This is a genomic window from Streptomyces sp. NPDC052496, from assembly GCF_040679095.1.
GTDB lineage: Bacteria > Actinomycetota > Actinomycetes > Streptomycetales > Streptomycetaceae > Streptomyces.
This window is the reverse complement of the sequence record NZ_JBFAUH010000011.1, coordinates 1-22,712: the sequence shown is the minus strand read 5'-3', so window position 1 is coordinate 22,712 and position 22,712 is coordinate 1. Positions and strand designations below refer to the sequence as shown.

Here is a 22,712-nt window from a genome sequence, read left to right as displayed (position 1 = left end):
TCCTGGATGCGACAAGAACAGTTCAAGGTCTGCTTAAGGCGGGGCGGCAATGGTCATTTCCCGGTGACCACGGAGGTGAAGACCGCAATGCGCGTCCTGTTTGTCACATTCCCCTGGCGGACCCATTTCCACGGCTCGGTGTCGTTGTGCTGGGCCCTGCAGGCGGCGGGGCACGAGGTGCGTGTGGCCAGTGGCCCGGAGCTGACCGACGCCATTACCGGAGCGGGGCTGACCGCGGTCCCGGTGGGCTCCGACGAGCCCGTCATGGACAAGCTCAACGGGCTGTACAGCGACGCGATGCACGAGGCTCTCGAAGGCCTCGGGTGGCGTGACGAACTGCTCTTCGACTTCGCCGAACACCGTGAGGCGATGCTCACCTGGGAACGCCTGCCGTGGCTGACCGCGTTCGTCACCGAAGTGCTCAAGGTCATGAACGATTCCATGGTCGAGGACCTGGTGGAGTACTGCCGCTGGTGGAAACCCGATCTGGTGGTCCGGGACTACCTGAGCTACGCGGGCTCGGTCGCGGCCGCCGCGGTGGGGGCGGCCCACGCGCGCGTGCCCACCACGACGGACGTGGATGCCAGATTCCGCCGGCGCTTCGTGCGGGTACGTGACGAGCAGGCGCCGGAGGACCGTCAGGACGCGCTCGCGGACTGGCTGGGCGGCTGGGCGGAGAAGTACGGGGCGTCGTTCTCGGAGTCCATGGTCACCGGGCACTTCACCGTCGAACAGATGATGAGCTCCATGCGGCTGGACTCGGCCGTGCCCCAGGTGGCCATGCGCTACGTCCCCTACAACGGGCCTGCCGTGGTGCCGGACTGGCTCCGCCGCGACCCTCCGCGGCGCCGGGTGCTGGCCACCTTCGGAATGAGCCAGACACTGGCGGTGGAGCACCAGGCCCTCGGCCTCGGACAGGTGCAGGGGATGCTGGACTCCGTCGCCGACCTCGACATCGAGCTGGTCGTGACGCTGCCCGAGCGCCTGCAGAAGAAACTCAAGCGGGTGCCCGACAACACCAGACTGGTGGAGTTCGTGCCGTTGCACGTCGTCATTCCGTCGTGCTCGGTGGTGATCCATCACGGGGGAGCCCCCGCGTTCCTGGACTCGATCGCCCACGAGGTGCCCCAGCTCATCGTCGGGCGCGTCATCCCCGACATCGAGGAGCGCGGTCCGCGACTGGAGCGGGCCGGGGGCGGGCTGTGGCTCCGGCCGCGTGAGACGAACGGGCCGCGGATCCGGGAACTCCTGGTACGGCTCCTGGACGAGCCCGCGTTCCGGGAGGGCTCCGGGCGGCTGCGCAAGGAACTGCTGGCCCAGCCGACACCCGCCGAAGTGGTCCACGAACTGGAACAGCTCACGGCCCGGTACCGCTCCCGCTGAGACCCGGTTGCCGACCGGCCGCCGGTGGGGGAGCGGGCCGTGCGCTTCGCCCATCCCCTCGCACGGTTTCCTGAGCTTCTGGAGATTGCGTGACTGACATCCCTGAGGCACCCGCTGAGAAGTTCACCGGAAGGCCGTCCCCCTCGTCTCCGACTGCACTCCGGGACACGTTCGACGGCGGGGTGCCCGAGACTTCCGGACTGAGCGCCGCCGGGCTGATCGAACGCCAGGTGAAAGAAACGCCGGACGCGGTCGCGGTGGTGTGCGAGGGCGTCGAGCTGACGTACGCGGAGCTGGACGCGCGGGCCGAGCGGCTGGCCCGGGAGCTGGCCGGCCGGGGTGTCGGTCCGGAGACGCTGGTGGGTCTGGCGTTGCCGCGCACGGCGGGCCTGGTGGTGGCGATGCTGGCCGTGTGGAAGGCGGGCGGCGCGTACGTGCCGGTCGACCCCCGGTACCCCAGTGCCCGTTTGGGCCACATCCTTTCCGATGCGCGACCGCAATGGGTGCTTTCCGACGCGGGCGCGCTGGGGGTGTTGTCGGAGGCGGGTACGGAGGTGCCGGTTCTGCGGGTCGACGCCATCGATTTCACCGCGCCGGGACCGTGGCCGGGGCCGGGCCCGAGAGCGCCGCAGCCGGCCCAGGCGGCGTACGTGATGTACACGTCGGGTTCGACCGCCGCGCCCAAGGGAGTGGTGGTCACTCACCACAGCGTGGTCAATGCCGTGCCGGACCTGGCCGAGCGGGCCGGAATCGGTGCGGGCACACGCGTGCTGGCGGGTACGTCGGTCAATTTCGATGTGTCGGTATTCGAAGTGGTCACCACGTTGTCGGCCGGTGGTGTGGTCGAGATGGTGCGGGACGTCCTGGCGATCGGTGAGCGCGGTGGCTGGTCCGGTGGCGTGGTCAGCACGGTCCCGTCGGTGTTCGCCGAATTGCTGGAGCAGGTGGGCGGAGAGATCGAGGCGGAATCGGTGGTCTTCGCCGGTGAGGCGTTGCCGGGCCGGCTGGTGGACCGGGTTCATGAGCTGATGCCGGGCGCGCGGGTGGTGAATGCCTATGGGCAGACCGAGTCGTTCTACGCGACCGTCTCCGCCGATGACGGAAGCTGGGGAAAAGAGGCCGGCGCGCCCATCGGTGTGCCATTGCGGAATACGCGCGCCTATGTGCTGGGCCCTGAACTGAATCCGGTGCCGCCCGGCGCGGTGGGGGAGCTGTATGTGGCCGGAAATGTGGCGCGTGGATACTGGGGAAAGGCGGCGCTGACCGCCGAGCGGTTCGTCGCCGACCCTCATGGCCCGGCCGGCGGGCGGATGTACCGTACCGGGGACCTGGCCCGGTGGTCGGGCGACGGACAGCTGGAGTACGCGGGCCGAGCGGACGCCCAGCTGAAGGTGCGCGGTTTCCGGATCGAGCCGGGCGAGGTGGAAGCGGCGCTGGCCGCGCATCCTGGTGTGGCGCAGGCGGTGGTCGTCGCGCGTCAGCACCAGGGCCGGACCCGGCTCGTGGGGTACGTGGTGCCGGCCGGCAGGCGGGCATCCGGGCCCGGCACTGCCGACGGCCCGGGCGGACCGGACTGCCCGGACGCCGACGTGCCGGGCGCCGTTTCCGTGCGCGGTCTGCGCGCGTTCGTCTCCGGCAGGCTGCCGGAGTTCATGGTGCCCTCGGCCCTGGTGGTGCTGGAACGCCTCCCGCTCACCCCCAACGGGAAGCTCGACCGGCGGGCCCTGCCCGAGCCGGCGGGCCCCGGTCACGTACCACCCGCCACCCACCAGGAAAAGCAGCTGTGCGACCTGGTCGCGCGGGTGCTGGGCGTCGAGCGGGTGGGCCTGGGCGACAACTTCGTCGCCCTGGGGGGCGACTCCCTGCTCGCCACCCGTCTCACCAACCTGATCGGCAGGTCGATCGGCGCCCGGGTGCTCATCCGGGAGGTGTACGAGTCCAGGGACCTCGCCGAGTTGGCGCACACGGTGAAGAACGCACCTGCGGCGAACCAGCCGCGCCTGCGCAGGATGAACAGGAGTGCCCAGTCATGATCCCACTGTCTTTCGCGCAGCGCCGTCTGTGGTTCATCGACAGGTTCGAGGGCCCGTCGGCGATGTACAACGTGCCCTTCCTCGTCCGGCTGACGGGTGAACTGGACACCGCGGCGCTCACGGAGGCGGTGCGTGACGTGGTGGCACGCCACGAGAGCCTGCGCACCCTGATCGTGGAGGACGCCGCCGGCGTCCCCGCCCAGCGGGTGCTCCCGGCCGGGACGGCCGGCCTGGACATCCCGCTGGTCGAGGTGGACCGCGCGGAGCTGGCTGCCGCGGTCCGGGAGGCCGCCACCGCCACGATCAAGCTGTCGGAAGAGGTGCCCGTACGCGCCACGCTGTTCCGCGTGGGCGCTGCCGAGCACCAGCTGCTGCTCCTGGTCCACCACATCGCCAGTGACGGGGAATCGATCGGCCCGCTCGCTCGTGACCTGGCCGCCGCCTATACCGCCCGCGTCACCGGCGAGCCCCCGAAGTGGCCCGAACTGCCGGTGCAGTACGTGGACTACACGCTGTGGCAGCGCGAGCTGCTGGGCGACGAGGACGATCCCGAGAGCGTGCTGTCCACCCAGCTCGGCTACTGGCGGAGGGAGCTGGACGGCGTGCCGCAGCCGATGCGGCTGCCCACGGACCGGCCGCGTCCCCCGGTGGCCGACCACCGCGGTGATGTCGTCGACCGTACCGTCGACGAGGACCTGCTCGCCGGGGTCGAAGAGCTGGCCCGGCACGTCGGGGTGTCGAAGCCGATGGTGTTCCAGGCCGCCCTCGCGGTCCTCCTGCAGCAGCTGGGTGCGGGCGAAGACATCGCGATCGGTTCCACCATCGCCGGGCGCCGGGATGCCGACCTCGCCGACCTGGTGGGCTTCTTCGTCAACACCTGGGTGCTGCGCACCGACCTGTCGGGCACCCCGTCCTTCGCGGAGGTCCTCGCTCAGGTGCAGCGCAAGGCGCTGACGGCGTACGACCATCAGGACGCGCCGTTCGAGCGGCTGGTGGAAACCCTCAATCCCGAGCGGTCCACCGCCTACCACCCGCTGTTCCAGGTGATGTTCAGCTGGTCGACCGGCGCCCGGGCCGAGTTCGGTCTGCCGGGGGACCTGCACGCGGCCTTCGGCCCGTTGTGGACGTCGGTGGCCAAGTTCGACCTGGAATTCACCTTCTTCGACGAGCCCGCCGAACCGGGCCTCTCGATCTGCCTGGAGTACGCGACCAGCCTGTTCGACCGCTGCACGGCGGAGGCCGTGCTGGACCGTTTCGTACGCCTCCTCCGGCAGCTGGTCGACGCGCCGTCCCGCCCCGCCGCCTGCGCGGACGTGCTGACACGTGCCGAGCGTGAGCTGGTGCTGCGTACCTTCAACGACACGGCTGCCGAGACGCCCGGGCTGAGCGCCGTGGGCTTGATCGAGCGGCAGGCGGCGGCGGCGCCGGACGCGATCGCGGTGGTGTGCGAGGACGAGGAGCTGACGTACGCGGAGCTGGACGCCCGGGCGGAGCGGCTGGCCCGCGCGCTGGCCGGCCGGGGCGTGGGGCCCGAGAGCGTCGTGGGGCTGGCCCTGCCGCGCTCGGCGGAGCTGGTCGTGGCCATGCTCGGGATCTGGAAGGCGGGCGGGGCGTACCTGCCGGTCGATCCCCGGTACCCCGGCGCGCGACTGGGCCACATCCTGGCCGACGCCCGCCCGCAGCTCGTCCTGGCCGGTGCGGAGACGGCCGGGGTGCTGCCGGCGACGGACGTGCCCACCCTGTTGATCGGTGACATCGAGGCCGCGGCGGACGCTCCGCCGGTGCGGACGGCCGCGCAGCACCCCGCGAACGCGGCGTACGTGATGTACACCTCGGGTTCCACCGGGACGCCGAAGGGCGTGACGGTCACCCACCGGGACGTGGTCAACGGCGTGCTGCGGCTGGCCGAGGCCGTCGGTATCGGCGCGGGGACGCGGACCCTGGCCGGTACGTCGGTCAACTTCGACGTCTCGGTCTTCGAGACGGTCACCACTCTGGCGGCCGGCGGCACCCTGGAGGTCGTCCGTGACGTCCTGGTCGTCGGCGAGCGCGGCGGCTGGTCCGGTGGCGTCATCAGCACGGTCCCGTCGGTGTTCGCCGAACTCCTCGACCAGGTGGGCGACAAGATCCGGGCCGACACGGTGGTCTTCGCCGGTGAGGCGCTGTCCGCCTCACTGGTGGAGCGGGTCCGCGAACGCATCCCCGGTGTCCGCGTGGTCAACGCCTACGGGCAGACCGAATCGTTCTACGCCAGCACCTTCACCGTCGACAGCACCTGGAGCGGCACCGCCGGCGTGCCCATCGGCGTCCCGCTGGGCAACATGCGCGCCTACGTTCTCGGCCCCGGCCTCCAGCCGGTCGCGCGGGGCGTGGTGGGCGAACTGTATGTGGCGGGGAACGTGGCGCGCGGCTACCTCGGCAAGGCCCGGCTGACCGCCGAGCGGTTCGTCGCCGACCCGTTCGGCCCGCCCGGTCAGCGGATGTACCGCACCGGGGACCGGGCGCGCTGGACCGGTGAGGGCCGGCTCGAATACGCCGGCCGCGACGACGCGCAGGTGAAGGTGCGCGGCTTCCGCATCGAACCGGGCGAGGTGGAGGCCGCACTGACCGCGCACCCGGCGGTGGCCCAGGCCGTGGTGGTCTCCCGGCCGGACCAGGGCCGTCCCCGGCTGGTCGGCTACGTGGTGCCGACCGGCAGGTGGGACGCGGGGCTCGGTACGGTGCACAGCGTGGGCGACCTGGACGTCGACCTGACGGCCGCCGTCTCCTCGCGCGAGCTGCGCAGGTTCGTCTCCGCCAGGCTGCCCGAGTTCATGGTGCCGTCGGTGCTGGTGATGCTGGACCGGCTCCCGCTGGCCCCCAACGGCAAACTGGACCACGACGCGCTGCCCACGCCCGGGTTCAGCGGCTCCGCCTACCAAGCCCCGCGCACCCCGGTCGAGAAGATCCTCACCGCTGTCTACGCCGAGGTGCTCGGCCTGGACCGCGTCGGCGTGCACGACGACTTCTTCGCCGTCGGCGGCGACAGCATCCGCTCCATCCAGGTCGTCCCGCGGGCCAGGGCGCAGGGCGTCGAGGTCACCCCGCGGCAGATCTTCGAGTCCCGTACCGTGGCGGAACTGGCCCGGGTGGCCACGCACGGGAACCGTCCGGCCCTGCCGGAGCCCGCCGACGGCGGCACGGGCTTCATGCCGCTGCTGCCCATCGGCCACTACCTGCGGGAACTGGGCGGTGACATCGACCGGTTCACCATGGCGATGACGGTCGACCTCCCGGCGGGCATCGACCGGGACGGTCTGGTGGCGACGCTGTCGGCGGCCTTCGGCCGGCACGACATCCTGCGTTCCCGGCTGGTCACCGGCGAGCGCCCCGGGCTGGTGGTGGCCGCGTCCGGCACCGTCGACGTGGGCCCGCTCGTGCACCGGGTCGCGAGCAACGGTGTCTGGGACGACACCTGGCGGGCGCGGGCGGTCGCCGAACTCGACGCGGCGGCGGGCCGGCTGGACACCACGGGTGGCGTGATGGCGCAGTTCGTGTGGTTCGACGCGGGTGCCGAGACCCCGGGACGCCTGAGCATCCTGCTCCACCACTTCGCTGTGGACGGCGTGTCCTGGCGCATCCTGCTGCCCGACCTCGCCGCTGCCTGGCGGCAGGTCCGTGCGGGCCGCACCCCGCGGCTCCCCGAAGCCGGCACCTCCGTACGCCGCTGGGCTCAAGCGCTGGCCGAGGCCGCGTCCGGGCGTGCGGCGGAGCTTCCCTTGTGGCGCCGGGTCGTCTCCGGCCCCGACCCCGACCTGGGCGGACGCCCCTTCGACCCGGCCGTCGACACCATGGCCACCCTCGGGCACGTCTCCCTGGAGCTGCCGGCCGAGGCCACGCGGACCCTGCTGACCACGCTGCCCGCCGCTTTCCGCTGCGGCGTCAACGACGGTCTGCTCACCGCGCTCACCCTCGCCGTCACCGAGTGGCGCAGGCGGCGCGGCATCGACGAAGCGTCCGCGCTGATCCGTCTGGAGGGCCACGGCCGCGAGGAGGCCGTCGTGCCCGGTGCCGACCTCTCCCGCAGCGTGGGCTGGTTCACCAGCATGTACCCGGCCCGCCTCGATGTGGCCGGAGTCGATCTGGACGACGCCCTCGCGGGCGGCGCGTCCGCGGGAGCCGCCGTCAAGGCGGTCAAGGAACAGCTGCTCGCGGTCCCGGACAAGGGCGTCGGGTACGGCATGCTGCGCTATCTGCACCCGGAGAGCGCGGCGATCCTCAAGGAGCACGCCACCGGGCAGATCACCTTCAACTACCTCGGCCACTACGCCGGTTCGGCCAACATGCCGCAGGACCTGCGTGACCTGGGCTTCTCCCAGGCCGAGGACACCACCATGCTGGTGGCCCCGCCGGCCGGGGACATGCCCGCCCTCGCCACTTTGAGCGTCAGCGCTCACGTCACCGACACCGAGCAGGGACCGCGCCTGGACGCCCGCCTGGAATTCCCCACCGGGCTCCTGAGCGCGGACGAGGTCCGCGAACTCGCCGAGCTGTGGAGCACCGCGCTGAAGGGCCTGGCCCGGCACGCCGCCAGACCGGACGCGGGCGGCCTCACGCCGTCGGACGTGCCCCTGGTCGCACTGAGCCAGGAGGAGCTGGACGCGTGGCGGGAGCGGTACGCGGGCCTGACCGACGTGTGGCCGTCGACCGCGATGCAGCGCGGACTGCTCTTCCACACCGAGCTGGCCGGCGCCGCGTTCGACGCCTATCAGATGCAGATGGTCTTCCACCTCAGCGGTGACGTCGACCCGCAGCGGATGCGCGCGGCCGGGCAGGCGCTCCTCGACCGCTACCCCAACCTGCGGGCCGCGTTCGTCACCGACGACGACGGTGACCGGATGCAGCTGGTCCAGGACGGCATCGAACTGCCGTGGCACGTCGAGGACTTCAGTGGCCTCGCCGAAGGCGAACGCGAGGACCGCCGCAGACGCTTCCTCGAAGCGGAGCATCGCACCCGCTTCGACCCGGCCACCGCCCCGCTGCTGCGGATGTCGCTGATCGAGCTGGCCGCCGGCCGGTGGGACCTGGTCCTCACCGCCCACCACGTCCTGTTCGACGGCTGGTCGGTGCCGCTGCTCATGCGGGACCTGGTGCGCCTGTACGGCTCGGCCGGGGACGCCACCGTTCTCGGCAGGGCGCCCGGCTACCGCGACTTCCTGCGCTGGCTCGCCCGGCAGGACCACGAGGCGACCGCCCGCGTCTGGGCACGGGAGCTCGACGGTCTCGACGGGCCCACGCTCCTCGTACCCGAGGCCACCGGCCTGGAAGGGGAGCCCGCCGGGGTCGGCCAGACAGCGGTGCCCCTCACGCCGGAAGGAGCCGCGGCGCTCTCCCGCCGCGCGAGTGAACTGGGCCTGACCCTCAACACCCTGGTCCAGGGCGCCTGGGCGGTCCTTCTCGCGGGCCACACCGGGCGTCAGGACGTGGTGTTCGGCGCGACCGTCTCGGGGCGCCCGCCACAGGTCCCGGGCGTGGACGAGATGGTCGGCATGTTCATCAACACCCTGCCCGTACGGGTGCGGTGCGCTCCCGGCACGTCGCTCGGCGCCGTCCTCGGGGAGCTGCAGGAGAGACAGAGCGCCCTGCTCGACCATCACCACCACGGACTGCTCGACATCCACCGGGCGACCGGGCTGCGCACGCTGTTCGACACGATGGTGGTCTTCGAGTCGTACCCGATCGACAGCGCCGGCCTGAGCGAGGCGTACGAGGCCGCCGGAATCTCGGTGACGGGGATCAGCCCGCTCAGCGGCACCCACTACCCCCTGGTGGTGATGGCCTTCGCCGAACCGCACCTGAAGGTCAGCCTCCAGTACCAGCACCACCTCATCGGTCCGGAGCGGGCGGCCGTCATCGCGCGGCGCTTCGGCCGGGTCCTCGCCCAGCTGGCAGCGGACCCGCGGACCCCGCTCAGCAGGGTGGACCTCCTGGAGCCCGCTGAACGCGAACGGTTCCTGACCGCCGTCGACGCCGACGCCGTCGAGACCCCTGAACTGACCGTCCCCGGCCTGTTCGAGCGGCAGGCCGCGAAGACGCCGGACGCGGTGGCGGTGCGGTGCGGTGAACTCGCCTACACCTACGCGGAGCTGGACGCGCGCGCCGACCGCCTCGCCCGGGCACTGGTCGGGCGCGGCACGGGGCCGGAGACCCTGGTGGGCCTGGCACTGCCCCGTACGGCCGATCTGGTCACCGGCATCCTCGGCATCCTGAAGGCGGGCGGAGCGTACCTGCCGATCGATCCGAAGTACACCAGCGCCCGCCTCGGTCACCTCCTGGCCGACGCCCGGCCGCAGCTGCTGCTCACCGACGCCGACACCGCGCGGGCACTGCCCGGCGCGGAGGTGCCGGCGCTGCTTCTGGAGGACGTGGACCTCGAAGCCGGCGACGTGTCCGTGAGCCCCAGGGCCGAGCCGCGACCGCGGCAGGCGGCGTACGTGATGTACACCTCCGGCTCCACCGGCATCCCGAAGGGCGTGGTCATCAGCCACGCCGACGTGGTCAACGGTGTCCTGCGGCTCGCCGAGCGGGTGGGCGTGGACTCCGGCACCCGGATGTTCGCGGGCAGCTCCGTCAACTTCGACGTGTCCGTCTTCGAGATCGTCACCACGCTGGCCAGGGGCGGCACCGTCGAGGTCGTCCGGGACGCGCTGGTGCTCGCCGGGCACGAGAGGGTGCCGGCGAATGTGATCAGCACGGTGCCGTCGGTCTTCGCGGAGCTGGGCGACCGCATGGCCGCCCTGACCGGCCTGAAGACCGTGGTCTTCGCCGGTGAGGCGCTGCCCGGCACGCTCGTGCGGCGCATCCGGGAGACGCTGCCCGGCGTGCGCGTCGTCAACGCCTACGGGCAGACCGAGTCGTTCTACGCCACCACGTACGCCCTTCCGGCGGGCGAAGAGCCGCAGACCGCCGGCACCGTCCCGATCGGCACGCCGCTCGGGAACATGCGCACCTACGTACTGGGGCCGAACCTGCTGCCCGTACCGCCCGGCGTGGTGGGTGAGCTGTACGTCGCCGGAAACATCGCCCGCGGCTACCTCGGCCGTGCAGCCCTGACCGCCCAGAGCTTCGTCGCCGATCCCTACGGCCCGGCCGGCTCGCGCATGTACCGCACCGGCGACCTGGCCCGCTGGACCGATGACGGGCAGCTGGAGTACGCCGGCCGCGGCGACGACCAGGTCAAGATCCGCGGTGTCCGCGTGGAGCCTGCCGAGGTCGAGCGCGCCTTGGCCACGCACCCGGGCGTCGCCCAGTGCGTCGTGGTCGCGCGGGACGCGGCGGACGCGGGGGACAAGCGGCTCGTCGCCTACGTGGTGCCCGGCCCGGACGGCATCGGAGGAACGGAACGGGGCGCGGGCCACACGGCACGGGGCGCCGGCCTCGCGGAACGGGACCGGGCGGCCGGCGCCCCGGCCGAGTCGCTCCACGGCTATCTGCGGGAACGCCTGCCCGCGCACCTGGTGCCCGCCGCGGTCGTCGTGGTCGACGCCATGCCACTCGCCGCCAACGGCAAGCTGGACCGCGCGGCACTGCCCGCGCCGGACCGCACCGCGGCCGCCGCGGGCCGCGGACCGCGCACCGCGCAGGAAGAACTGCTGTGCGCGCTGTTCGCCGAGGTCCTGCACGTGGAGCGGGTCGGGATCGACGACGACTTCTTCGCCCTGGGCGGCCATTCGATCATGGCCACCAAGCTGGTCAACCGCATCCGCGCCGCGCTGCGGACCGAGGTGGAGCTGCGGACCCTGTTCGCCCACCCCACCGTCGCCGGTCTCGTCCCGCACCTGGACGTCGGCACCGGCGGCCGGGCCCCGCTGGCCCCGGTGGTGGAGCGGCCCGAGCGGCTTCCGCTGTCCTTCGCGCAGCGGCGGCTGTGGTTCCTGTACAAGTTCGAGGGCCACGCGGCGACGTACAACATGCCGCTCATCCTGCGGCTCAGCGGTGACCTGGACGTACGGGCCCTGGAGGAGACGGTCAACGACCTCGTTTCCCGGCACGAGATCCTGCGCACCGTGTACCGCGAGGCCGAAGGCAGGCCGTACCAGCACATCCTGGGTCCGGAGGAGGCCCGTGTCGCGCTGCCCGTACGGCCGGCGGCGGACGAGGAGAGCCTGGCCGAGGCCATCGCCGCGGCGGCCCGTCACCCCTTCGACATCACCACCGGGACACCGTTGAAAGCCGTCCTGCTGGGCGTCCGCCCGGACGAGCACGTCCTGGTCCTGGTGATCCATCACATCGCGGCCGACGGCTGGTCCGCGACGCCCCTGGCGAAGGACCTGGCCACCGCCTATGCGGCCCGCACCCGGGGTGAGGCCCCCCGGTGGGCACCGCTGCCCTTGCAGTACGCGGACTACGCCCTGTGGCAGCGGCAGCTCCTGGGGGACGACACGGACCCCGACAGCCTGTTCAGCAGGCAGTACCGCTACTGGTCCAGGCAACTGGCCCGGCTGCCCGAGACGGTCACCGTCCCCACCGACCGGCCCCGTCCCGCGGAGCTCGACCGCAGCGGTGACCTGCGGGAATTCACCATGGACGCGGCTTTGCACCAGGGCGTCGCGGACCTCGCCCGTACCACCGGCACCACCCCGTTCATGGTGCTGCAGGCCACCATGGCGGCCCTGCTCACCCGGCTGGGCGCGGGCACCGACATCGCCCTCGGCAGCGGCATCGCGGGCCGCGTGGACGAGAACCTGAACGACCTCATCGGCCTGTTCGTCAACGTCCAGGTGATGCGCGCGGACACCTCCGGCGACCCGGCCTTCACCGACCTGCTCGGCCAGGTGCGCAGGACGAGCCTGGCCGCGTACACCCACCAGGACATCCCCTTCGAGGCCCTGGTGGAAAAGCTCAACCCGGTGCGCTCGGCCTCGGTCAACCCGCTCTTCCAGATCGCACTGATCCTGCAGAACACCGAGGACACGGACTTCGAGCTGCCCGGGCTGCGGGTCGTCAGCGAAGGCGCCGGCACCGGAACGTCGCGGTACGACCTCACGCTGAGCCTGAACGAGACGTTCGAGGACCACAGCACGCCGGCGGGCATCCACATCGCCGCCGAGTACTCGACCGTGCTCTTCGACCCCTCCACGATCGAGGCACTGATCGCCCGCTGGGAGCGGCTCCTGGCCGCCGTGGTCCAGGACCCCGCACGGCGCATCGGCGACGTCGACCTGCTCACCGCCGAGGAGCACGCGGCGCTCCTCGGCGGTACGGGGCACGCCGCACCGACGGTGCCGACGGCCACCTTCCCGGAGCTCTTCCGGGCGCAGCTGCTGCGGGCTCCGCAGGCGCCGGCGGTGGAGTCGGCCGACCGGACCTGGACGTACAAGGAGCTGGACGCGCGAGCGAACCGCATCGCGCAGTGGCTGATCGCCCGGGGCGCCGGCCCCGAGCAGCCGGTCGGCGTGTCCATGCCCCGCTGCGCGGAGCAGGTCGCCGTGGCCCTCGGCGTGTTCAAGGCGGGCGCCGCCTACCTGCCCGTCGACCTCACCTACCCGGCCGACCGGATCCGCTTCATGCTCACCGACGCCGGCCCCGGCGTGCTGCTCACCACGCGAGGCGGCGCCGAAGGGCTGCCGGCGGGACTGACCACCGAGGTCGTGGCCGTCGACACCCCCGAGATCCGAGCGGCCTGGGAGGGCGGCCCGGACACCGACCCCGGTACCCCGCTGCTCCCGGAACACCCCGCGTACGTCATCTTCACCTCCGGCTCCACCGGACTCCCCAAGGGCGTCACCGTCACCCACGCGGGCCTCGCGGCACTCAGCCGCACCACGCGGGAACGCCTCGCCCTGACCCCGGACGCGCGCGTCCTCCAAGTCGCGGCGCCCAGCTTCGACGCCGCGTTCTGGGAGCTGGTCCAGACGCTCACCACCGGCGCCTGCCTCGTGATACCGGACGACCGGCGCCTGGTCGGCGACGACTTGGCCCGCACCCTGGCCAGGCGTCGCGTGACCCATGTGATGGTGCCGCCCAGCGTGCTCGCCTCCCTCCCCGCCGACGCTCCCCGCACTCTGACCGCACTGCGCACCGTCACCGTGGGCGGCGAAGCCTGTCCGCCCGGCCTGGCCGCCGCCTGGTCGCCGGGGCGCCGCTTCGTCAACGCCTACGGCCCCACCGAGACCACCGTCTGCGCCGCCGTCAGCGACCCGCTCAGCACCGGGCGGACACCCATCGGCACCGCCGTCGCCGACAACCGGCTGCGCGTGCTCGACGAGCGGCTCGCGCCGGTCCCGCCGGGCACCCCCGGCGAACTGTACGTCGCGGGCCCCAGCCTGGCCCGCGGCTACCTGAACCGCTCCGCGCTCACCGCCGAGCGTTTCGTCGCCGACCCGTACGGCCCGGCCGGTGCGCGGATGTACCGCACCGGCGACATCGTGCGCCGGGGCACCGACGGGCAGCTGGAGTACGTCGGCCGCGGCGACGACCAGGTCAAGATCAACGGGATGCGCATCGAGCCCGGCGAGATCGCCGCCGCCCTGACCCGGCACCCGGACGTCGCGCAGGCCGTCGTGACCGCCCAGGAGACCGAGGCCGGCGGCCTGCGCCTGGTGGGCTACGCGGTGCCCGTACGCACCGGGGAGAGCGGCCCGGAGCGCGGCGCCGGCCCCAGCCCGGAAACGCTGCGCGCCTTCCTCGCCGAGCAGCTCGCCGCGTTCATGGTGCCTTCGAGGATCATGCTGCTGGACAGCCTGCCGCTGACACCCAACGGAAAGCTCGACAAGGCCGCACTGCCCGCGCCGGAGACCACCGGCGGTACCTACCGGGCGCCCCGCACCCCCGAGGAGAAGACGCTCGCCGGAATCTACGCCGAGATCCTCAAACGGGACCGGGTCGGCGTCGACGACGACTTCTTCGCCATCGGCGGCGACAGCATCCGCTCCATCCAGGTCGTCTCCCGCGCTCGCGCGGAAGGCGTCAGGGTCACGCCGCGGCTGATGTTCAAGCACCGGACCGTTGCCGCGCTCGCCGAGGCGGTCACGGCCGGCGACCAGGGCGGGCCCGCCCGCCGGGAACCCGCGGGCAGCGGCGTGGGGTGGATGCCGCTGCTTCCCGTGGCACGGCAGATGAGCGGACTCGCCGGCGGCCACGACGGATTCGTCATGTCGATGGTGGTGAACCTCCCGACGGGCATCGACGAGAGCGGACTGGTCGCCACCCTGGCCGCAGTCGTCGACCACCACGACATGCTCCGCTCCCGTCTCCGCGTCCGTGCCGGAGAACCGGGCCTGGAGACCGCCGGACCCGGCACCGTCGACGTGGCCGCGCTCGTCCGCCGCCGACCCTGCACCGGTGACTGGCACGACCCGGCCTGGCGGCGGGAGACGAAGGCCGAGGTCGACGCCGCGGTCCGGGAACTGGACGCGGCGGCCGGCCGGATGGCCCGCTTCATCTGGTGCGACGCGGGCCCGGACACGTCCGGACGGCTGATCCTCGTCCTGCACCACCTGGTGGTCGACGGAGTCTCCTGGCGCATCCTGCTGCCCGACCTCGCCCAGGCATGGGACCAGGTCCGCCAGGGCCGCACGCCGCGGCCGGCCCCGGTGCCGACCACGATGCGCCGCTGGTCGCACGGCCTCGTGGCGGCGGCGGCCACGCCCGAGCGGGAGGCCGAACTCCCGCTCTGGCGCCGGGTGCTGGACGGCCCCGACCCGCTCCTCGGCTCCCGCCCCCTCGACCCGGCCGTCGACGTGCGCGACACCGTGGAGACCGTACGGGTCACGCTGGAACCCCAGGTCACCGAGGCGCTGCTGACGGCGCTGCCCGCCGCCTTCCACAGCGGCGCCGACGAAGGCCTGCTCACCGCCCTCGCGCTGGCCCTGGCCACGTGGCGCCGGGCCAGGGGCGTCGAAGAGCGCTCGGCCCTGATCCGGCTCGAAGGACACGGCCGCGAGGAGGCCGCGGTACCCGGCGCCGACATCACCCGTACGGTGGGCTGGTTCACCAGCGTCCACCCCGTCCGCCTCGACCTCGGCGGCATCGACCTCGACGACGCCGTCACGGGCGGCCGCCACGCCGGCCTCGCCGTCAAGGCGGTCAAGGAACAGCTCCGCTCGGTCCCGGACAAGGGCATCGGATACGGCCTGCTGCGCCACCTCAACCCGAAGACCGCCGAAGCCCTCAGCGGTCACGGTGACGGGCAGGTCTCCTTCAACTACCTGGGCCGGTTCGACTCGGACGGCCGGACGGCGGAGCCCGGCGGCACGGACTGGACGATCGCCGCCGACCTGGACGAGCTCGCCCCCGAACTGACCACGCCCGCCCTGGCCGTGGTGGACATCACCGCCTACACCGCCGAGACCGCACAGGGGCCGCGGCTGCACGCCGGTATCGCCTTTCCCACCGGAGTGCTGACCCGGCAGGACGCGCAGGAGTTCGCGGAGCTGTGGCGCACGGCTCTCGAAGGCCTGGCCCGGCACGCCACCGAGCCCGGCGCGGGCGGCCTGACTCCGGCGGACGTGCCGCTCGTCACGGTGCGCCAGCGGGACCTGGAGGGGTGGGAGGAGCAGTACCCGGGTGTGAAGGACGTATGGCCGCTGACCTCGATGCAGGCCGGCCTGCTGTTCGAAAGCCAGCTGGCCGGAGCCGGATTCGACGCCTACCAGGTGCAACTGGTCTTCCACCTGACCGGCCGGACGGACCCGGAGCGGATGCGCGCCGCCGGCCAGGCGGTCCTCGACCGCCACGACAGCCTCCGCACCGCGTTCACCGCCACAGCCGCCGGTGACCAGGTGCAGGTACTGCTCGAACACGTCGAACTGCCCTGGCAGGCCCTCGACTGGAGCGACCTGCCCGAGGTGGAACAGGAGGCGCGCCTGCGCGAGTTCCTCGCCCGGGACCAGGACACGCATTTCGACCCGGCCGCCCCGCCGATGCTGCGCCTGGCCCTGGTGAGGCGCGCCGCCGACCGCCACGAGCTGATCCTCACCGTCCACCACATCGTGTACGACGGCTGGTCCGGCGCCGTCGTCCTGAGGGACCTGCTCGCCTTGTACACCACCGGCGGGAACGCCGAGCGGCTGGGCCGGGCGCGCCGCTACCGCGACTTCCTCGCCTGGCAGGCGCGCCAGGACCGCGAGGTCGCGGCCCGGGCCTGGGCGGCCGAGCTGACCGGGGTGGACGAACCGACCCTCGTGGCCCCGCAGACCCGGCAGGAGGCGAGCGGCGCGTTCCGCCATGTGCGGGTCGACCTGGGGCGGGACACCGCGCAACGGCTGACACGGCGTGCGGCGGAACTCGGCCTGACCCTGAACACGTTGGTGCAGGGCGCCTGGGCGCTGCTCGTCGCGGGCCAGACCGGCCGTCAGGACGTGCTGTTCGGCGCCACGGTCTCCGGGCGGCCGCCGCAGGTCGCGGGGGTGGACGAGATGGTGGGACTGTTCATCAACACCCTGCCGGTGCGGGTCCGTTCGGACCCGGGACAGAGCCTGGCCGAGCTGCTGCGCGACCTGCAGGAGCGGCAGGCCGCGCTGATGGACCACCACCACTTCGGGCTCGCCGAGATCCACCGGACCACCGGGCTCGGGACACTCTTCGACACGGTCGTGGTCTACGAGTCCTACCCGGCGGACGAGGGCAGCATCGACGCGTCGCAGAAGAGGGCCGGAATCCGCATCGCGGGCGTCGACGGCACGGCGACCGTGCACTACCCGCTGGCCCTGCTCGCCGACGCCGACCCGGATCTGCGGCTGAGCCTGGGGTACCAGGAGCATGCCTTCGACACCCGGTCCGCACACCGCCTCGCGGACCGCCTGGTGCGGATCTTCCGGCACATCGCGGACGACCCCGACACCCCGGTGAGCCTGGTCCAGGCGGTGGAGCCGGCCGAGCGCGAGCGGATGCTGACCGAGTTCAACGACTTCGCCACCGATGTCGCCGAGACCTCTCTGGCCGAGCTGTTCGAGCGGCGGGCGGCCCAGCACCCCGATGCGGTCGCGGTGGTGTCCGGCGACACCACGCTCACCTTCCGGGAACTGGACGAGCGGGCCAACCGGCTGGCGAGGGTCCTGGTGGCGCGCGGTGTCGTCCAGGAGTCCGTGGTCGGGCTCGCGCTGCCCCGTTCGCCGGAGCACGTGGTGGCCGTGCTCGCCGCGCTCAAAGCGGGCGCCGCCTACCTGCCCGTCGAACCGGACTACCCGGCCGAGCGCCTCACCTTCATCCTGGCCGACGCGGGCCCCACGGTCCTGGTCACCGACGAGAAGACAGCGGCGGAGCTGCCCGAGAGCGCCTGCCCGCGGCTGGTCGTCGACGAGCCCGGCACCGCCCACGAGATCGCTGCCGCCCGGCCGGAACCCCTCACGACGGCCAGGCCCACCCACCCGCACCAACTCGCCTACGTGATCTACACCTCCGGGTCCACCGGCCGGCCCAAGGGCGTCGGCACCCCCCACCAGGCCGTGGTGGTCCTGGCGGCGGACCGGTCCTTCGACGCCGGTCACCAGGACCGCTACCTCATGCACAACACCCAGGCCTTCGACGCCTCCGTCATCGAGCTGTGGGTTCCGCTGCTCCGCGGCGGCACCATCGTCGTCGCACCTCCCGGACGGCTGGATCCCCCGGGCCTCATGCGCATGATCGCCGAGCAGGGAGTGACCGCTCTCGCCATGGCGGCAGGCCTGTTCGTCGCCTTCGCCGACGAGGCACCGGAGGCGTTCCGAGGAGCGCGCCAGGTCTGGGCGGGCGGCGACGTGGTCACCGCGGCCGCCGCGAAGCGGGTGCTGGGCGCGTGCCCGGGCCTGTCCGTCGTGAACGGGTACGGGCCGACCGAGACGACCGTGGTCACCTCCCGGCACACCATGACCGGCGCCGCGGACCTCGGGGAGGTCCTGCCCATCGGACACCCGATGGACAACACCCGTCTGTACGTGCTCGACACGGCGCTGCGACCGGTCCCGATCGGTGTCGCCGGCGAACTCTACGTCACCGGTGACCGCCTGGCCCGCGGCTACCTGGGCCGCCGTGACCTGACGGCGGAGCGCTTCGTGGCCTGCCCCTTCGGCGGGCCCGGGGAGCGCATGTACCGCACGGGTGACGTGGTGGCCTGGACCGAGGAGGGCCTCCTCGCCTTCCAGGGCCGCACCGACAACCAGGTGAAGATCCGTGGCTTCCGCGTCGAACCCGGCGAGATCGAAGCGCTGCTGGGCACCCACCCGGCCGTCGCCCAGGCCGTGGTGGTCGCCCGGGACCACCGCAACACCGGCAAGCGCCTGGTCGCGTACGTCACCCCGGGTGACGCGGCGGCACCCGACGCCGACGAGCTGCGGAACTTCGTCGCCCAGCGGCTGCCGAACTACATGGTGCCGTCCGCGTTCGTGACCCTGGAGAGCATGCCGCTGACCGAGAACGGCAAGGTGGACCGCAGGGCACTGCCCGTACCGGAGCTCACCAGCGGCGCTGCCTACCGGGCCCCGGGCACTCCGCAGGAAGAGCTGCTGACGGACGTCTTCGCCCAGCTCCTCGGCGTCGAGCGGGTGGGCGTCGACGACAACTTCTTCGACCTCGGCGGCCACTCGCTGCTCGCCACCAAACTCATCAGCCGGATCCGTACCGTGCTCGGCGTCGAGGTGCCGATCCGCCTGGTGTTCCGGGCGCCGACCGTCGCGGAACTGGCCGCGCACCTGAGCGGCGGCTCCGAGACCACCGGCGAGAGTGACCCGTTCAGCGTGGTGCTGCCGCTGCGGACCAGCGGAAGCGGCACACCGGTGTGGTTGTTCCACCCGGGCTTCGGCCTGTGCTGGTCGTACCTGGGCATGGCCGGCCTGCTCGGCGACCGGCCGGTGTACGGCATCCAGGCGCGCGGTTTCGACGGGGCGCCGCTGCCGGAGAGCTTCGAGGCCATGATCGCCGATTACACGGAGCAGATCCTCTCCGTACAACCGGAAGGCCCCTTCCAGCTGGGGGGACATTCGCTCGGTGGCCCCATCGCCCACGCGGTCGGCGTCGAACTCCAGCGCCGCGGACACGACGTGCCCCTCATCGTGCTCCTGGACGCCGTCCCCGGCGGCTGGTTCTCCCAGCAGGCGGAGGCGCACCTCGACCGGTCCGAGGCGCGTGACTTCCTGGAGGGCTACGTCCCCGGCGACGCCGACGACGACAACCGCCGGACCATCGTCGACAACGGCGCCACCGTCATGGTCGAACACAGCCGCATGGTCAAGAAGTTCACCCAGCCCGTCTACCGCGGCACCGCACTGTTCTTCAACGCGACGCAGAGCCCCGAGGCACGGCCCGACACCTGGGGCCCCCACATCGAGGGCGAGCTGTTCTCGTACGACATCGACGCCACGCACTTCGGCCTGACCGGCCCGAAGCCCGCGGCGCAGATCTGCGCCCTCGTGAACCCCCACCTCCGGAACTAGGGAGACCGCATGAGCACCAACCCCTTCGACGACGCGAACGGCACGTTCTACGTCCTGGTCAACGACGAGGAACAGCATTCCCTGTGGCCGGCGTTCGCCGCTGTCCCGGCCGGCTGGCGCACCGTCCTCGGCCCGGAAGAGCGCGGCACGTGCCTCGCCTACATCGAGGAGAACTGGACCGACCTGCGGCCCAAGAGCCTGCGCGAGGCCATGAACGCCTAGGCGCTGTTCGCGGTCGGCGGCGCCCCGTAAGCCCGAAGAGGACAAGAGGAAGCAGGACATGACGGAACTCGCTGACCGCTGGGGACTTGACCCGGTGTTCTTCTGGATGCGGGACGACTGGCGACCGGACGCGCCCGTCGAGATCGACGGCAACGGCGTGGCCCATGTGTACGGGTACGCCGAGTGCGTCGGTGTCTACGGCGACCCGGAACACTACTCGTCCAAGGTGGAAGCCCTGCTGCTCGGCGACAACGGGCTGGACGAGATGCTGACCGAGGGCACGCTGACCCAGGCGGACCCGCCGAAGCACACGAAACTGCGCAGGGCCGCCGGCCGGGCGTTCACCCCGCAGACGGTGGCGGGTCTGGAGCCGGCGGTCACGGCCGTCGTCCACGAACTCCTCGACGCGGTGGCGGGCAAGGAACGCCTGGACCTGGTCGAGGACCTGGCGTACCCGATGCCGGTGACCGTGATAGCCGACCTGCTCGGCGTACCGCACAGCGACCGTGAACTCTTCAAGAAGTGGAGCGATCAGATGATCGCCGCCGCGGGCGAGGTGCCCGTGGAGATCGGGGACGCGCGACGGGACGACACCGATGTCGCGGCTGCCCTGGGCCACATCCCCGAGCTGCTGGAGTACCTGCGCGCCCACGTCGTTGAGCGGCGCCGGAAGCCCCGTGAGGACCTGCTCACCAAGCTGGTCGAGGTGGAGATCGACGGCGAGCGGCTGAGCGAGAACGCCGTGGTGAACTTCGCCAGGGAGCTGCTGATCGCCGGCCATTCGACGTCCAGCGCGGCACTCGGCAACATGCTGCTGTGCCTGGACGCGCACCCGGACCAGCTGGCCCGGCTGCGCACGGACCCGCACCTCGCCCGGGGGGCGTTCGAGGAGACCATGCGGTTCCTCAGCCCGATCGCGGGCTCCTCCCGCGCGACCACCGCCGACGTGGAGCTGGCAGGGGTCACGATCCCCAAGGGGTCACTGGTCCGGCTCTGGCTCGCCGCGGCCAACCGGGACGAGCGCCAGTTCGCCCGTCCGAAGGTGTTCGACGTGGACCGCGACCCCAACCCGCACCTGGGCTTCGGCCGCGGGATCCACTTCTGCATCGGCGCGCCGCTGGCCCGCCTGGAGAGCCGCATCGCGGTGAACGCCCTGCTGGACCGGTTCCCACGGCTGCGTACGGACCCGGACGACCCGGTGGAGTTCAGGCCGGCCGACGACGTGCTGGGCGTCAGCAAGCTGACGCTGCTCACCGGCTGACGGGCGGCGAGGATCCCGATGGCGCGGCCCACGAAGGAGTAACGCTGTGCGTGTCTTGTTTGTCGTCATCCCCTGGCGGACCCACCTCCACCTCCTCGTGCCGTTGGGCTGGGCCCTGCAGACGGCGGGACACGAGGTACGGGTCGCCAGCGGCCCGGAGGTGACCGGCTTCGTGACCGGTTCGGGGCTGACCGCGGCGCCCGTCGGTTCCGACGAGCCGACCTTCGAGAAGGTGCAGCGGGCGCAGGCCGAGGTGCTCCGGAAGATCGTCGAAGAGCGCGGCGGCTTGGACGGCCTCCTGGACGACGTGTGCGAGGACCGCGAGGAAGAGCTCACCTGGGAGCGCCTGCGGTGGCTGTACCGGGTGCTGGGCGAGACCTTCAAGGCCATGAACGACGCGATGGTCGAGGACCTGGTGGAGTACTGCCGCTGGTGGAAACCCGACCTGGTGGTCTGGGACTACCTGAGCTACGCGGGCCCGGTCGCGGCCACCGCGACCGGGGCGGTCCACGCCCGCGTGCCGATCGGGCTGGACGCGCCGGCCCGGATGCGGCGGCACTTCCTGCGGGTGCGGGCGCAGCAGCCCCCGCAGGACCGCGAGGATCCGCTGGCGGACTGGCTGGGGGGCTGGGCGGAGAAGTACGGGGCGTCGTTCTCCGAGGACATGCTGACGGGACATTTCACCATCGACCACATGGTGGGCTCCATGCTGCTGGAGCAGGACGTTCCCCAGGTGCCCCTCGGCTATGTGCCGTACAACGGGCCTGCCGTCGTGCCGGACTGGCTGCGCGGCGACCCGCCGCGGCGGCGGGTCCTGGCCACCTTCGGAGTGAGTCTGGAAAAGGATCCGTCGGCCCTGGAGTTCTCCGTCGAGCAACTGCAGGAGATGCTGGACTCCCTCGCCGACCTCGACATGGAGCTGGTCGTCACGCTGCCGGAGCGGATCCAGCGGGAGTTCGAGCGCGTCCCCGCGAACACCAGGATGGTGGAGTTCGTGCCGCTGCACGTCGTCATTCCGACGTGCTCGGCCGTCATCCACCACGGCGGGGCCCCCGCGTTCCTGGACGCGGTCGCCCATGGGATACCCCAGCTCGTCGTCACCCGCATCTGTCCGGACAGCGGCGCACGGGGCCCGCGGCTGGAGCGGGCCGGAGCCGGGCTGTGGATCTCCGGGGACGAACCGGCGGACCTGAGCGGCGCCGGGATCCGCGAACACCTGGTGCGGCTCCTGGACGACCCCGCGTTCCGGGAAGGCACCGGGCGGCTGCGCAAGGAACTGCTCAGCCAGCCGAGTCCGAGCCGAGCCGTCGGTGTACTGGAAGAGCTCACCAGCCGTTGTCGTGCCCGCGCACCGCCCGCGGGGGGGGGGGGGGGCCCCCCCACGCGGCGGGGGCCCCACCCCGGGGGGCCCCCCCCCGCGCCGGG

The 22,712-nt window shown here is 72.3% G+C and carries 6 protein-coding genes; all 6 read left to right on the top strand.

Going from position 1 to position 22,712, the window contains the following annotated elements; translation table 11 throughout:
• Positions 1 to 6: 6 nt before the first annotated feature.
• Positions 7 to 1,383 carry an activator-dependent family glycosyltransferase gene (locus tag AB0L45_RS16465; protein WP_365840329.1) on the top strand — a complete coding sequence of 459 codons (1,377 nt, stop codon included), beginning with the start codon at positions 7 to 9 and terminating at the stop codon, positions 1,381 to 1,383.
• Positions 1,384 to 1,472: 89 nt separating this feature from the next.
• Positions 1,473 to 3,416 (top strand): non-ribosomal peptide synthetase, encoded by a 1,944-nt coding sequence (locus AB0L45_RS16460; RefSeq protein ID WP_365840327.1) that lies wholly within the window; start codon positions 1,473 to 1,475, stop codon positions 3,414 to 3,416.
• Entirely contained in the window at positions 3,413 to 19,804 is a 16,392-nt protein-coding gene (locus tag AB0L45_RS16455) for an amino acid adenylation domain-containing protein (protein WP_365840325.1), read from the top strand. The genes AB0L45_RS16460 and AB0L45_RS16455 overlap by 4 nt, the downstream gene beginning before the upstream one ends.
• A 9-nt stretch (positions 19,805 to 19,813) precedes the next feature.
• Positions 19,814 to 20,026, top strand: a complete 213-nt coding sequence (locus AB0L45_RS16450; protein WP_365840323.1) for an MbtH family protein — start codon at positions 19,814 to 19,816, stop codon at positions 20,024 to 20,026.
• A 58-nt stretch (positions 20,027 to 20,084) separates the two neighbouring features.
• The gene (locus AB0L45_RS16445; RefSeq protein WP_365840321.1) at positions 20,085 to 21,287 is read left to right on the top strand and encodes a cytochrome P450; all 1,203 of its coding nucleotides are present in this window, start codon (positions 20,085 to 20,087) and stop codon (positions 21,285 to 21,287) included.
• 46 nt (positions 21,288 to 21,333) lie between these two features.
• Positions 21,334 to 22,712: activator-dependent family glycosyltransferase (locus AB0L45_RS16440; RefSeq protein WP_365840319.1), on the top strand; the 1,379-nt coding region annotated here is incomplete at its 3' end.